Source organism: Bifidobacterium sp. LH_730, from assembly GCF_056355835.1.
In genome coordinates, this window is sequence record NZ_JBKETB010000003.1 from 246,214 (window position 1) to 260,711 (window position 14,498).

The following is a 14,498-nucleotide window of genomic DNA, read 5'->3' on the forward strand; positions in this document are numbered from 1 at the left end:
GAATACTCATGACATCGTCGCCACCCGCGGGCAAGGCAGCCCGCCATTCCGCACCGATCACCACCCTCGTCACTTCGGCGGCCTTCTTCCTGACGGCCATGAACCTGCTGCTCACCAATGCGGCGCTGCCTTCCATCGTCGCCGACATCGGCGGCGGCATGACCGAACAGCAGTGGGTGGCCGACGGATACAATCTCATGTTCGCCACGCTGCTGCTGTGCGCCGGCAACCTGTCCGACCGCTTCGGCGCCAAGCGCATGTTCGTGGGCGGCACCACCCTGTATGCGGCCGCCGCGGCATTCTGCGCGCTATCGCAAAGCATGCCCATGCTCATCGCCGGCGTGTGCGTGATGGGCGTCGCTTCGGCCATGATCCAGCCCTCCTCGATGGCGCTCATCAAGGAAGCCAACCCCGACGCCAAGGAGCGCGCCAAGGCCATGAGCCTGTGGGCCACCGGCGGCTCGGCGGCCTCCATCGTCGGACCGATGCTCGGCGGCGCACTCGCCCCGATCAGCTGGAGTCTGGTCTACGCGGTCAACATCCCCTTCTGCCTGGTGGCCCTGGCCCTATGCGTCAAGGTCAAGCCCTCCCCCATGCGCCCCACCCGATTCGACTGGACCGGCCAGGCGCTGGCGCTGGCCGGCGTGGCATGTCTGCTGGGCGGCATCATCCAAGGCGGCGAGGCTGGGTTCAGCGCGCCGCATATCATCGTGCTGATCGTCGTGGGCGCGGCGGCGCTTGTCGCCTTCGTGTTCTCCCAATCGAGGGTCGCCTCGCCGATGATGCCGCTGAGCCTGTTCGCCTCGAAGGGCATGCGGTTCGCGCTGGTCATCGCGTTCTTCATGATCTTCAACTGGTATTCGCTCACCTTCATCGTGAATCTGGAGCTGCAGCAGGGCCAGGGCATGAGCGCGTTGCAGGCAGGCATGGTGATCGTGCCGTCGGCGTTCACCAACATCGTCGCGAACCTCGCATCCGGACGTCTGGCCAACGCCAAGGGCGTCAAGTTCACGCTGCTGTGCGGCATGTCCTCGATGATCCTCGGCTTCGCCGGCGCCCTTGCCTTGGGAGAGCCGGTCAATCCCCTGCTGCTGACTGTCTGCGTGTGCCTGATCTCCTCCGGTGGCGCGCTTATGACCCCGGCGTTGAGCAACCTCGTGCTCACCAGCGTGGACGAGTCGCAGGCCGGCATCGCCTCCGCGCTCTATAACACCTTCCGCCAGGTCGGCGGCGCGATGGGCATCGCCGTGATGGGCACCGTCACCGGCGCGCTGCCTTCGCTGGCCGCGGGACTGACGACCGTGCTGAGCTGCGGCGGGGCATTGATCATCCTGCTACTCGTCGCCGTGGCGCTGCTGTGGCGCGGGCGGGGCAAGTGATATATCGCCCTGCCCGGCCGATTCCATATATTTCGTCCTCAACCATCCGAACCATCACACAAGGAGTACCTATGAACACCTATGAGACCAACAAAACCCCGCACACCGTATTCGGCAACGGCACGCTCGATTCGCTCGGCGAACGCCTCGCCGCCCAGGAAGTGAAATCGGTGCTTGTCGTCACCGACCGCGGCATCGTCTCCCTCGGCTATGTCGACCGTGTGAAGGAGCTCGTCGAAGCGGCAGGCATCGCCTGCGACGTCTATGACCGCTGCCTGCCCGATCCGCCGGACACCACCTGCCTTGAGGTGCGCGAACTCATCCTCGAGCACGGATACGACGCGGTGATCGGGCTGGGCGGCGGCTCGAGCATGGACACGGCGAAAGTGGCGGCGCTGATCGCCGGCATCCCCGGGGACATCGGCGACCTGCACGACTACAGCATGCAGGGCACGAAGATGCGCCCCACATTCCGCCGCCCCTGCTATCTGGTGACGATCCCCACCACCGGCGGTTCGGGCGCCGAATCCACGCTGACCGGCGTGATCACCAGCACGACGCTGAATCTCAAGTTCTCCTGCGGCAACGAGAACCTCATCGCCGATCTGGCGATCGTCGACCCGCGGCTCACCGTCGGCATGCCGCCGGTGCCCACCGCGTATTGCGGCCTCGACGCGCTCGCGCATTGCATGGAGAACCTCATCGGCACCCAGCAGAACGAGTATTCGACGCTGATGCAGCTCGACTGCCTGGAGCGCATCTGGAAGTGGCTGCCGGTCGCCTTCCGCGAGCCGACGAATGTCGAGGCGCGCGAGCAGTTGGCATGGGCGGCGCATTACGCCGAGGCGACCGGCGCGGTGCCGAACGGGCATGCGGTCGCGCATGCGATCGGCGCGCTGTATCACATCGTGCACGGGCACGCCTGTGCGATGACGCTGCCGACCGTGTATCGCCATTTCGCCGTGGCGCCCGAGGCCTCCGACGCCATCCGCGCCGTGGCGGAACGCATCGGCGTGGCCGTGAGCGACGATGCGATCGCCACGGGCGGCCGCGTGGCCGACGCGGTGCTGGAGTTCTACCGGAGCTTCGGACTCACCGGATTGCAGGAGACGATGCGCGCCAACGGGTTCAACGACACGCGCGAGGAGTTCATCGCCAAGGCCACGCCGATGGTGCTCGACGACTTCAAGTCCCGTCTGTGGACCCCGCCGATCCACACCGGCGACGCCAACGCCAAGGTCGGCGCCGTGCTCGGCATGATCTGGGACGAGGAGTGACGCCTCTCCACGGTGCCTTTATCTCCACGATGCGGTAAACCCCACGGTGCGGTAATTGCGAAAATGGCGGAATTACGCCAAAACCGCAGTTACCGCACGGTGGGGTTTACGTCACCGTGGAGTTTGCCGCACCGTGGAGGGGTGGGACGGACGGGATGATGGGACGGGTGTACGCCGCGCGGGGGCACGTCGGCGGTTAGCGCGCGGTGCGGAACGGAGCGCGCTTGGACTTGGCCTTGCGGGCGGAGCGGAAGCCATTGGCCGTGCCGCGGCCGCCGTTGACATGGCCGTTGCCGCCGTTGCCGTTGCGCCCATGCCCGTTATTGGCACGGCCGCTGCCACCGGCGTATGAGCCGTTGGAGCCTTTGCCGCGCTTGCCCTGCTTGGCGCCGCGCTTGGGGGCCTCCGCCTCGTCGCGGCGGGCGGCGACGCGACGGTCATGGCGCTTGGCGTCCTCGCCGCGCAGATCCTCGGTCACGCGGATCGGCTTGCGATGCATGCGCTTGCCGCCACGAGCGGAGCCCGGCTCCTCGATGATGCGGCCTTCGGCGCCGCCACGATTGCGGCCGGAACGCCCGTCGAACGCTTCCTGCGACCGGTTCCGGCGGCCGGAGCGCTGCATGCCCTCGTCCGCGTGGGCACCGGGTTCGTTGAGGAACTGGATCTCGCTACGGCGTTCCTTGCGGCTTTGCGCGCCGGACGACACGCTCACCCGTTCCTTCGATTCCCGCGGCTGTTTGGACTTGGCGCGCTTCGCCGCCCTGCCGGTCTTGCCGGCGCCTGACTTACCCTGGCCGCCCTTGGCCGCCAGCGGCGCCAGTTCCCAGCCTTCGACGAGCTCGGCGGTCTCCCCCACCAGTTCGGCGATCTCAGGCGAACCGGGCTTCACCTCGACGGGCTTGATGCGGATGCCCGCATGCCGCAGCATCTGCATGGTCTCGCGCCGCGTCTCGGGCAGCACGAGCGTGACCACATCGCCGGCGTGACCGGCGCGCGCCGTGCGCCCGGAGCGATGCAGGAAGGACTTGGGATCCTCGGGCGGTTCGACCTGCACGACCAGTTCCACGCCGGAGACGTCGATGCCGCGCGCGGCCACGTCGGTGGCGGCCATGACGTTGACCTCGCCGGATTCGAAGGCCGCGAGGTTGCGGTCGCGCTGGTTCTGGTTGAGGTTGCCGTGCAGCTGCGCGCATGGAATGCCCTGCTTGGTCAGGCTCTTGGCGAGCTTCTTCGCGCCATACTTGGTGCGCGTGAACAGGATGCGTTTGCCGGTGCCGGAGGCCAGGCGCCGCACGATCTCGGCCTTGTCGCCCTTGGTGATTTCGAAGACGTGGTGTGTCATCTCGTCGACGTGGCTGTTCGCGTCATCCACGCTATGCATCTTGGGGTCGTGCAGGAAACGCTCGACGACCTTGTCGACGCCGTGGTCGAGCGTGGCGGAGAACAGCATATGCTGCGCGTCGTCGGCCACCTGTTCCAGCAGCCGCTGCACGGCGGGCAGGAATCCCATATCGGCCATCTCGTCGGCCTCGTCGAGCACAACGACCTCGACCGCATCCAGTGTGAGCGCGCTTTGTCGCAACAAATCCTCAAGACGCCCCGGGCAGGCAACGACGATATCGGCGCCGGCCTTGAGCTCAGCGATCTGACGGTTGTATTTGACGCCGCCATACACGGTGCAGGTGGTCATCCGGCAGACCTGCGCCAGAGGCGCCAGCACCTCGTTGATCTGATTGGCCAGTTCGCGCGTCGGCGCAAGCACGAGTCCGCGCGGCGCGGGCAGTTCCCGATGCTCGCCGTCGGCCGTCATCTCCGCAAGCCGGGCGACCATCGGTATCGAGAAGGCCAGCGTCTTGCCGGAGCCGGTGCGCCCGCGCCCCAGCACGTCGCGACCGGACAGCGAATCGGGCAGCGTGTCCGCCTGGATCGGGAAGGCGGTGCGCTTGCCGTCGTCCGCAAGTGCGCGCACGATGGCGCCGGGCACGCCGAGTTCGGCGAAGGTGGGTTCGGGTGCGTCGTATGAGGAATCGGCCTGATTGCGGCCGGAATCGAAAGTATTGGGCACGATGGCCTTTCATGTCAAGGTTCACGCGGTGCGCGCAAAGCCTGTCCACCCTACCCCAAGGTCTGCACTTTCCTTGCCATGTCGCTTCGCGTCCGCGCGCAATAGCACGGTCATCAGCACGGCCAGCGGGGAGAATACGGCTCCGACGGGTCCCAGCCAGGTCAGCCCGACCTTGTCATAGGAGAGTCCGCCGACCGCCGAGCCAAGGGCGATGCCGAGATTGCAGCTCATGGAGTTGAGCGAGGACGCCAACGTCATCGAACCGGGGTGCTTTGTGGTGGCGACGTGCAGGAACAGCACCTGCGAGGGCGAGTTCTGCAAGTAGATGGCCATGCCGAGCACAATCAGCAGCGCGATGCCGGCGATGGGAGCGAAGCCTGCGAGCGGCAGCAACAGCATGCATGCGGCTTGCAGCGCGTAGGGTCGCCGCATGCGCACCATGGGTTCAATGCCTTCGCCCCGGGATGCCAGCGTGCCGCCGTGCAGGTTGCTCCACAGGCAGGCCAGTCCGAAGCCGACGAGCGCGACGCTTACGAAACGCGTGGGCACGCCGATCTCATCGGTGAACATGGGGGTCAGATAGGTGTACCACACATAGCTGGCTGCTAGGCCGAACACGACGGCGAGCACGCCCAGGATGATGCGCTTGTCTGCGAAAATCCGGAATTGCCCGGCCAGCGAGGCTTTCGAAGGCGTGGAGTGCTTGGGCAGCACAGCGAACATCACGACAACCATGGCGAGCGTGAGCAGGTCGATGACCACGAACGAGGCGCGCCATCCGAAGGTCTGCCCGATCCATGTGCCGGCGGGCATGCCAAGCACGGAGGCGACGGAGAATCCGGAGAACACCCAGGAGATGAAGCGTGGCTGCCGGTCTGTGGCGGCCACATCGGGACCGAAGGTCATGGAGACGGCCACCAGCACTCCGGATACGGAGGCGGTGAGGACGCGCGAGGCGACGAGCACCGGATAGTTCATCGCGACGGTGCTCATGAGGTTGCCGATCAGGAACACGGCCAGCAGGGCGATCAGCGCATGGAAGCGTTCGAAGCGGGCGCATATGGCGGCGCCGACGGGCGTGCAGGGAGCGTAGACGAAGGCGAAGAGGGATACCAGCGCGCCGACGGCGGTGACCGGCACCTGCATATCGCGCGCGATATCGGGCAGGATGCCCACGATGATGAATTCGCTGGTGCCCAGCAGGAAGCTCATGAATACGAGCACGCTCACCTGCGGGGTGAAGAAACGCTCACGACGCTCACTCATTACCGATGTCATATCCGTATCCTCTTTCCTGCGATATCAGAGATAGGCGATACACCAAAATAACGAAATGACGCAAGTAACAGGCGATCATTCATGTCACCGCAGGATATAAAAATAGGATTATCGTATCCACGCACGCTGAGATGTAAGGAGAGCCATGAAGCAGCCGCACAAGCTGACGGTGCATTCGGATCTTTCGGAGACCGTGCCCTACGACCTGCCCGACATGAGGCTCTATACCTTCATCGACGATCTGGCTCGTTTCGATTACCGCATGCCCTGCCACTGGCACCGGGATTTCGAATTCGTCCATGTCGTCTCGGGGGCGATGACCTATGTCGTCGATGGACAGCCGGTGGAGCTTGCGGCGGGCGACGGACTGTTCGTCAATTCACGCCGTCTGCACTATGGCTGCTCGCCGCAGCGAAGCGACTGCCGATACCCGGTGGTCGTGGTCAGTCCGGAGATCTTCGAACAGGCGGCCCCGTCGCTGGCGGCATCGATGTCGCCATGCTACGGGCCGGAGGCCGCCGATTTCCTACGGCTCGACCGCAATAATCCGATGCATGCGCGCATCATGGGGCTTGTTGACGAAACAGTGCGTCTCCAACTTGCCGACGAGCCGTTGCAGGCCTTGGGCGTCGCGCTGCAACTCTGCGGACTGACACTGCCATTGGCGCAAGCGGATGCAGCCACTGCGGACACGCTGGACGGAGCGAATGAAACGGATGGGACGGACGAGTCCGCTGTGGCACGGACGCGGCGCGCCGAACCGTCCGACAACCGGCGCGACCGCATGGAGGCCCTGACAATGACCGGCTTCATCCAGCGTCATTTCCGCGAACGCATCTCACTGGACGATATCGCCGCATCGGGCGCGATGGGCCGGGCACGCTGCTGCCGGGTGTTCCGCGACGTCGTGGGCCGCTCCCCCAACGAATATCTCACCGACTATCGCATCGAGCGGGCGACGCGTATGCTCGCCGATTCGGCGGCATCCGTCACCGAGGTGTCGCAGGCCTGCGGCTTCACGTCGGCGAACTATTTCATCCGCGTGTTCCGCAGGCGCTTGGGCATGACGCCGCGCGCCTGGCGCGAGGCCAATCCCGGCAGAGCGTAGCAAAAAACGCCGGCAGACGGGAAACCCGTCCAACCGGCACCGTGTAAGTCACTCCCCGTCGTTCAGTCGCTTCGTCAACTCGGCGACGATCTCGGCATGCCTCTTTTCGGAAAGCTTGACGAAGAAGAAGAACACAAGGAAGCTCAGCACGATCACGAACAGCGGGATCGTGAACGAGAACATCTTGAAGGTGGCGATGTTCTCGGCCGTCATATCGGCCGCGGTGGCGCCGGAGACCATGCCGGCGGCGACGGTGATCCAGCCGACCAGGCCGTTGGAGACGGCGCCGGCGATCTTGTCGAGCATCGGGCGCACCGCCAGCACGACGGCCTCGTTGCGACGGCCGTTCTTGAGCTGGCCATATTCGATGGAATCGGTGATCGTCAGGATCGAGGTGGTGGAGATCAGCGAATCGGGCACGTAGAACAGGATGAGTGCGGCGATCACCATGGGCAGGCCGTCCGAGGAGAAGATGAACACCAGATAGGCGGCGGCCATCAGCACCATGCCCACAAGGAAGAGGATGCGGCGCGGCACATAGCGGTTGATGACCGGATAGAACGGCACCATGACGAAGCCGGTGACCATGGCGATGATGCCGACGATCCAATATGTGCCGTCGGCGTCCAGCACGTATTTGAACAGCAGCATGAGGTTGGCGGTGGTGATGGTTTTGACCACGGCGTAGAGCAGGTATGCCAGCGCCATCCACAGCAGCTGGTCGTTGGAGAAGATGGCCTTGAACGCCTGGATGGGGCCGCCGGAGCCCTTGGCCTTGGTGCGCAGCACATTGGTGCTTTCCTTGGTGCCGAAGGCGACGGCCATGCAGCTGAGGATGCCGACCACGGCGGCGATCACGGCGAAGGCGAGCCAGCCGGCGGGGCCTTGGCCTTCCTTGCCGGTGAACAGCATCGTGAAGAACGCGACGATGGGCACGACCGCGACGGTCACGAGGTTGTATCCCAGGCCGCCGCCGAAGTTGCCCAGCGAGGTGTAGATGGCGCGCTCATGCGAGTCGGAGGCGAGCGCCGGCACCATGCCCCAGTAGGAGATGTCGCGCAGCGAATAGAACACGTCGAGCAGAATGAACACGATGACGAACAGGATGATGAACAGCGTGGGGTTCACGTTCACCAAGCCGAACAGACCGGAGTAGACGACGACCAGCAGCACCGCGGAGACGACGCCGCCGATGAGCTGCCACGGCTTGAAGCGGCCCCACTTGGTGTTGGTGTTGTCGACGAGATTGCCGAGCAGCGGGTCGAGGAAGATCTCGGCGAAGCGGATGACGACGATCAGACCGGTGATGATGCCGATGAGCCTGTTGGACGTGTCCTTGTCCACGCCGGTGAACATCGCCTGCGTCACATACAGGACGAAATAGGTGCTCAGCACGTTGTAGAACGCGGTCTGCCCGAAGTTGCCGAAGGAATAGGCGATGCGCTGCATTCCGCGCGCCCTGGCTGTCATGCCGTCCATATTCGTCCTCTCTGATGCGCCGTCCCCGAATGGAAACGGGGATATTCCGCGGCACAATGGAGGGACTCTAGTCCGCGGGGTTTTTCATTCCCAGTGCAGCGCGACACGCGCATCAAGGAATGAAAAGGGGCGCGGCTCAGCGCGCCCCTGGGATTGCGGTCGATTCAGCCCGTCAGTCCAACGCCTCGTAGGCGGACGGATCGACGGGTTCGCACCATTCGTTCGACACCGCCTCGCCGCTGCCGTCGGGCAGCATGAACGCCAGGTGGGAGAAGGCTTCGTTCGGAGCGGCACCATGCCAGTGCTTCGTGTCCGGCGGGATGCGCACGGCCTGGCCGGGCCTCAGTTCCTGCGGCTCCTCGCCTTCCAGCTGGTAGTAGCCGCGCCCACCCACGGCGATGAGGATCTGCGCACCGTGATGGTGGATATGCCAGTGGTTGCGGCAGCCCGCCTCGAAGGTCACGTTGTGGATCGAGACTTCCGGGGCGTCGAGCACCGGGGCGAGATAGCTCTGCCCGTCGAAATACTGCGCGAAGCCGTCGTTCGGCTCGCCAAGTGGGAATGCGCTGGGATTGGTCGTCGTGCCCATATCGTCTCCTTCGTTGTCGTCGTATCGTCATCATGCCGGCAACGGAAGCCACGGTCCCGCGCCGACGATCGACCCCACTCTAGGCACGATGAAGCGTGGCCTTCCAATATCGACGCGGCATGTCTTTCCATGCCGTTTCGTTATGGAAATGCCGTCTCGATGCATACGCCGATATCACGGACCGCCACATGATACGGAAGTTCTCACCGCAATCCGCGGCTATTCGGCAAGCACCTCACGCACCGCTTCGAGCAGCGCCATCGCGGCCGGCGACAGCGGCTGCCCTTTCTTCCATGCCAGCGCCAGACTCGACGTTACCATCGGCTCGAAGGGACGGAAGCGCAGATCGCTCAGGTCGGAGGCGTCGACCAGCCCGTCGAGGGTGACGGCGAGCCCATATCCCTCCTCGACGAAGCGGCTCGCGTTATAGGACAGGTTCATCGTGCCCACCACATTGAGCTTGCCCGCGCGCCGTCCCAGCCATCCGGACATATCGCCGCGTATCAGCGCGCCCTTGGGCATGATCAATGGCAGACCCTTGAGGTCCTCCGGCACGATGTAGGAGCGCCGGGCGAGCGGATGGTCGACGCGCATCAGCAATCCCATCGGCTCGCCTCCGGGCAGTGCCAGGTGCTCGAAGCCGCCCATATCCACCGGCTGCACGAGCACGCCGAAATCAGCCAGTCCGTTGGACAGGCGTTCGACGATATTCGGCCCGTAGTCGTCGTGCAGATGCACGAACACGCCCTGATGCCGCTGTCGCACGCGCACGGCGGCCCGTGCGATGATACGCATCACCGAGCTCTGCGCCGCCGCCACATGCACGTCGCCTTCGATCTGGCCGCCGGAGCGGATCTCCATGGCCGCGCGGTCGGCGAGTTCGATGATCTCCTGCGCACGCCGATATAGCATGCGACCCTCGGGCGTCAGTTCGAGCGCATGTCGGCGATTGCCCCGCACGAACAGCGTGGCCCCGAGTTCCGCCTCGAGTTCCTGGATACGCCGGGACAGGGCCGGCTGGCTCACTCGGATCAATTCGGCCGCCGCGGTGAGTCCGCCCTCTTGGACGACGGTGACGAAGTTCCGCAGCGTCTTGAGTTCCATGCGGCCCCTTTCCATACGTTTCCCGCATATGGTTTCATCGACCATCGATATTTGATATCCATTCCCACCCCATTTAGCCTTGGGTTCACCAACGCCAATGGCGGTGCCAACCGCCGACATGCCGATAGGAAAGGACAAGGATTATGAAGACGGCGATTTTCGTCGAACCCGGACGCATGGATGTGCGCGAGGTGCCGATGCCGGTTATCGAAAAACCCACGGATGCGATCGTGCGCGTGGTCAGGGCCTGTGTGTGCGGGTCGGACCTGTGGTGGTTCCGTGGCATTGGCAAGCGCGAGCATGGCTCGTTGACCGGCCATGAGGCGATCGGCATCGTCGCGCAGGTCGGCGACGAGGTGCACGAGCTCAAGCCGGGAGATTTCGTTATCGTTCCCTTCACCCACGCCTGCGGCCGCTGCGCCGCCTGCCGCGCCGGTTTCGAAGCGAACTGCATGAACGCCGAACCAGGCGGCAACGCCGGATATCAGGCCGAATACATGCGTTGCACGCAGGCCGACCACGCGCTGGTCAAGGTGCCGGGCTCGCCCGCCGACTACACCGAGGCACAGCTTGCCTCCCTGCTCACGCTGGCCGACGTGATGGCCACCGGATACCACGCGGCGGTTTCGGCCGAGGTCACGCCCGGCTGCACGGCCGTGGTGTTCGGCGACGGTGCGGTGGGCCTGTGCGGCGTGATCGGCGCGAGGATGCTGGGCGCCGAACGCATCATCGCGATGAGCCGCCATGAGGACCGCGCCACGCTGGCCCGCGAATTCGGCGCCACCGATGTGGTGGCCGAGCGCGGCGAGGAGGCCGTCGCACGCGTGATGGAGCTGACCGACGGAGCGGGCGCGGATGCGGTGCTCGAATGCGTCGGCACCGCGCAGTCCATCGAAACGGCCCTCAATGTCGCCCGCCCGGGGGCCACCGTCGGCCGCGTCGGCGTGCCGCATAAGGACGACATCGATGCCAACGCGCTGTTCTGGCGCAATGTGGGATTGAAGGGCGGCCCCGCATCCGTCTCCACCTACGACAACGAGACGCTGTTGCCCGCCGTTTTGTCTGGCGAAATCAATCCCGGTCGCGTGTTCACCGCGAGTTTCGATCTCGACCACATCCAGCAGGCCTACGAGGCGATGGACCGGCGCACGGCCATCAAGTCGATGCTCACGGTGACCGAAGCATGACAATTAAGGCATGACAGGCGGAAGCGATCACGTCTCTTATGCCTTGCCATCATGGCCGGGAACGAAACGTTATTGTGGGCCTATATAATCGACGTCAAGCGAAAGGTGGTGGTCGCTGGTGGACTTTGATAAAGCGGTGGTGCATGGCCGCGTCATGCAACGACACCCCGAGGTGTCTGAAGCAGACGTGTTGGCCGCGTGGCATAACCGTGTCAACTGGTCATACAGGCCCGGCACTGATCCGTTGCGTTATCTCGCCATAGGCTATGACGACACGGATAGGCTGCTGGAGATGTGCGCAGTGTTCGACGTTGACCATTGGGTTATCTTCCATGCCATGCCGGCCACCGTGAAATTCTTGCGTGAGGTTACCGATTAGGAGGTGTGCTGTGATTAGCGACGAACAGTTTGAGCGGTGGGGCGAGGCCGCGGAGCGCGGCGACTACGGTGGAAGCAAGGGGCCTGTAATGCATGGGCCGATTTTCCCCGTGGATGCCGATTACCCCGATTCCGTGTCGTTGGGTTTGCCGTCCGACATGCTGGCGTTAGTTGACGCCAAGGCCCGGAGGCTGGGCGTGGGACGTGACGACGTGATACGCCACGCGATAGCGCGTGACCTTGTGGATGCCTGAGAATGGAACCCCGGCTGTCCTTGTTGGATGGCCGGGGTTTCGTTTACCTACCACCCATGACGCTGTTCCCTTCATGAGACATGGTTATCCGCAGGATTCCAGCCCACGATGTGGCGCTGCCAGAAGGCGGTGGCGTCATCGATCCAACCTTCGGCGCTGGTGCCGATGCCCAGACCGAACCCATGCCCGAGATTCGGGTAGTGGTGGAATTCGGTGTCGATGCCGGCGGCGGACAGGCCGTCGATGCGCTGCCGCATGGTGCGCCACGGGGCGATGCCGTCCTGCTCCCCCACCACCGCATAGGTGGGCGGGTCATCGCGCGTGTAGTCGGAACGGGACGTGTATTGCATGATCACCGCCGCCGGGCGGGGCAGATCGTCCCCGCCGAAGCCGGCAGGCCCATAGGAGCCCATGTCGGCGGCCATGCGCGCGCCGGCCGAACCGCCCCACACCGAATAATCGCGCGTGGAGATGCCGAGTTCGTCGGCATGCTCGAAGATGAACGAGATGGCGCGGGCCAGGTCTTCGCTGGCTACCTGTTCGCCGTCCTGCGCACGTTCCTTGAGCGCGTTCAGCACGTCCAGCGTGGTGTCGGTGTCGATGTGGCTGTGGTAGGGCAGCAAGGATTGGATACCGTTCAAACGCTCCGAACCGGTGCCATAGTCAGAAAACAGCAACCGCCCGAATCCCCGGAACGCGGGGTCGGCCTCCACCTGTTTCGCGGTGTCGCTGGCGCTGAATCCTTGGTTCGTCACGGTGACGCTTCCTTTGTTGGGATCGTTATTGGAATCGGTGGAACGGTCAGGATTGGAGGCGCATCCCGACAGCGACGCGAGCGCGCCTACGGCGAGGACGGCGCAGACCCTCCGCCATATGGCGTGCGCCGGGATGCGCATGGATGTTCCTTTCGATTGTTGGGGTAATGGCCCGCCATCGTCTCATTGCCTCAGAGCTTGGCGGCGAGGGCCTTGGCCTCGGCTTCGTTGTGCGCCATGCCCTCGTAGGTCATGCCGTACATCTTGCCGAAGTGTTCGACGGAGTACTCACCATCTTTGAGCATCCAGTCCTCCGGGCCCGCGCCTTGGTAGACGAAGAACATGCGCCCGCCGAACTGGTCGACCTCGGGATTCATGTAGCAGCGCTCCATGATGGTGCGCACCGAGGCGCACACATTGTGCCAGTAGACGGGAGAGCCAAGCACCACGGTGTCGGCGGCCTTGATCCTGGCGATCACTTCGGAGAACTGGTCGCCGGGCAGGGTCTGCCCGTAGGCGTTGATGCGGTAATCGGTGAGGTTGAGGGTGTCGTATTCCTTGCCCTTGAGCAGCGTGGCGGCCAGCGCCGCGGTGTTGCCGTTCTTGTTCGGGCTGCCGTTGACGAAGAGAATGGTCATAATTTGTTCACTCCTTGAAGGATTGGAAGTTCACTCGCGGCCGGCGCGGTCCTTGATGAAGCCGACAAAGAGGTCGACGGCCTCGGGGGTGTCGTGGCGGAAGAAGAGGCTGGTCTTGGTGTCGAGGGTGGCGATGGTCGCCATCTCATCGTCCGAGAGCGTGAAGTCGAACACGTCGATGTTCTGCTCCATGCGCTCCTTGTGCGTGGACTTGGGAAGGGCGATGATGTCGCGCTGGATGAGCCAGCGCAGGATCACCTGGGCGACGGACTTGCCATGGGCTTCGCCGATCTTGGCCAGGGTCGGGTTGGAGAACATGTTGGACTTGCCTTCGCCGAACGGTGCCCACGCCTCCTGGGCCACGCCGCGCTTGACCATGTTCTCGTGGGCTTCGATCTGCTGATTGAGCGGGTTGGTCTCGACCTGGTTGACCATCGGGGCGATCTCGTTGAAGGCCACCATGTCCGCGAGACGGTCGGGATAGAAGTTGGAGACGCCGATCGCGCGGATCACGCCGTCCTTGTAGAGCTTCTCCAGCGCACGCCACGCGCCGTAGGTGTCGCAGAAGGGCTGGTGCAGCAGCACGAGGTCGAGATAGTCGGTGCCGAGCTTCTTCAGCGACACGTCGATGGACTTCAAGGTGTTCTCGTAGCCGTAGTTGGAGATCCACACCTTGGTCGTCAGGAACAGATCCTTGCGGTCGATGCCGGAATCCTTGATGCCCTGGCCGACCTCGGCCTCGTTATAGTAGGACTGCGCGGTGTCGATGTGGCGGTAGCCGACCTCGATGGCCTCGCGCACGCAGCGCGGCGCATCGTCCTTGGTGATCTGGAAGACGCCGTAGCCGATCTTCGGGATTTCGACGCCGTTGGCGAGTTTCACAACCTCCATGGTGTTTCCTTTCGTGTGTTTTATGTGCGGCGATGGCCGGATGCCATCGCCTGCGTTGACGCCCACCATACGAACCGGTAGTAGCTACCGGTCAAATCGCGACACGCCGGTAGATT

General features: G+C 64.2%; 14 protein-coding genes. 6 read left to right on the forward strand and 8 right to left on the reverse strand.

What is annotated here, in order from left to right; genetic code table 11:
• Positions 1-8 precede the first annotated feature (8 nt).
• Together AC1AUD_RS06110 and AC1AUD_RS06115 are read left to right on the forward strand one after the other, a co-directional pair.
• Positions 9-1,379 carry an MFS transporter gene (locus tag AC1AUD_RS06110; protein ID WP_476573087.1) on the forward strand — a complete coding sequence of 457 codons (1,371 nt, stop codon included), beginning with the start codon at positions 9-11 and terminating at the stop codon, positions 1,377-1,379.
• Positions 1,380-1,450: 71 nt separating this feature from the next.
• Positions 1,451-2,656: an iron-containing alcohol dehydrogenase gene (locus AC1AUD_RS06115; protein ID WP_476573089.1), complete on the forward strand. Its 1,206-nt coding sequence runs from the start codon at positions 1,451-1,453 to the stop codon at positions 2,654-2,656.
• Positions 2,657-2,852: 196 nt separating this feature from the next.
• On the opposite strand, the gene AC1AUD_RS06120 is transcribed toward AC1AUD_RS06115, so the two are convergent.
• Together AC1AUD_RS06120 and AC1AUD_RS06125 are read right to left on the reverse strand one after the other, a co-directional pair.
• Positions 2,853-4,724 carry a DEAD/DEAH box helicase gene (locus tag AC1AUD_RS06120; protein ID WP_476573187.1) on the reverse strand — a complete coding sequence of 624 codons (1,872 nt, stop codon included), beginning with the start codon at positions 4,722-4,724 and terminating at the stop codon, positions 2,853-2,855.
• An 18-nt stretch (positions 4,725-4,742) separates the two neighbouring features.
• The gene (locus AC1AUD_RS06125) at positions 4,743-5,987 is read right to left on the reverse strand and encodes an MFS transporter (protein ID WP_476573091.1); all 1,245 of its coding nucleotides are present in this window, start codon (positions 5,985-5,987) and stop codon (positions 4,743-4,745) included.
• Between the two features lie 157 nt (positions 5,988-6,144).
• On the opposite strand from AC1AUD_RS06125, the gene AC1AUD_RS06130 reads away from it, so the two are divergent.
• Complete coding sequence (locus tag AC1AUD_RS06130; protein WP_476573093.1) at positions 6,145-7,107, forward strand: AraC family transcriptional regulator; 963 nt, start codon at positions 6,145-6,147, stop codon at positions 7,105-7,107.
• A gap of 48 nt (positions 7,108-7,155) precedes the next feature.
• Here the strand turns inward: AC1AUD_RS06130 and AC1AUD_RS06135 are convergent, their stop codons facing one another.
• The 3 genes from AC1AUD_RS06135 to AC1AUD_RS06145 form a co-directional block, all read right to left on the reverse strand.
• On the reverse strand, positions 7,156-8,586 hold the full coding sequence (locus tag AC1AUD_RS06135; RefSeq protein WP_476573095.1) for a glycoside-pentoside-hexuronide (GPH):cation symporter: 1,431 nt from the start codon (positions 8,584-8,586) through the stop codon (positions 7,156-7,158).
• Positions 8,587-8,758: 172 nt separating this feature from the next.
• Complete coding sequence (locus tag AC1AUD_RS06140; RefSeq protein ID WP_476573097.1) at positions 8,759-9,175, reverse strand: cupin domain-containing protein; 417 nt, start codon at positions 9,173-9,175, stop codon at positions 8,759-8,761.
• A gap of 219 nt (positions 9,176-9,394) precedes the next feature.
• Entirely contained in the window at positions 9,395-10,279 is an 885-nt protein-coding gene (locus tag AC1AUD_RS06145) for a LysR family transcriptional regulator (protein WP_476573099.1), read from the reverse strand.
• Between the two features lie 143 nt (positions 10,280-10,422).
• Here AC1AUD_RS06145 and AC1AUD_RS06150 point away from each other — a divergent pair, with 143 nt between their 5' ends.
• From AC1AUD_RS06150 to AC1AUD_RS06160, 3 genes are all read left to right on the forward strand, one after another.
• Complete coding sequence (locus AC1AUD_RS06150) at positions 10,423-11,466, forward strand: zinc-dependent alcohol dehydrogenase family protein (RefSeq protein ID WP_476573101.1); 1,044 nt, start codon at positions 10,423-10,425, stop codon at positions 11,464-11,466.
• Positions 11,467-11,584: 118 nt separating this feature from the next.
• Positions 11,585-11,845: a hypothetical protein gene (locus tag AC1AUD_RS06155; protein ID WP_476573103.1), complete on the forward strand. Its 261-nt coding sequence runs from the start codon at positions 11,585-11,587 to the stop codon at positions 11,843-11,845.
• A 10-nt stretch (positions 11,846-11,855) separates the two neighbouring features.
• A complete protein-coding gene (locus tag AC1AUD_RS06160; RefSeq protein WP_476573105.1) occupies positions 11,856-12,098 on the forward strand; it encodes a ribbon-helix-helix protein, CopG family in 243 nt (80 codons plus the stop codon).
• 71 nt (positions 12,099-12,169) lie between these two features.
• Here the strand turns inward: AC1AUD_RS06160 and AC1AUD_RS06165 are convergent, their stop codons facing one another.
• From AC1AUD_RS06165 to AC1AUD_RS06175, 3 genes are read right to left on the reverse strand one after another with little or no spacing between them, the layout of a single operon-like run.
• Positions 12,170-12,994 (reverse strand): alpha/beta hydrolase, encoded by an 825-nt coding sequence (locus AC1AUD_RS06165; RefSeq protein ID WP_476573107.1) that lies wholly within the window; start codon positions 12,992-12,994, stop codon positions 12,170-12,172.
• 50 nt (positions 12,995-13,044) lie between these two features.
• Positions 13,045-13,491 carry a flavodoxin family protein gene (locus tag AC1AUD_RS06170; protein ID WP_476573109.1) on the reverse strand — a complete coding sequence of 149 codons (447 nt, stop codon included), beginning with the start codon at positions 13,489-13,491 and terminating at the stop codon, positions 13,045-13,047.
• Between the two features lie 30 nt (positions 13,492-13,521).
• Positions 13,522-14,382 (reverse strand): aldo/keto reductase, encoded by an 861-nt coding sequence (locus AC1AUD_RS06175; RefSeq protein ID WP_476573111.1) that lies wholly within the window; start codon positions 14,380-14,382, stop codon positions 13,522-13,524.
• Between the last annotated feature and the right edge of the window lie 116 nt (positions 14,383-14,498).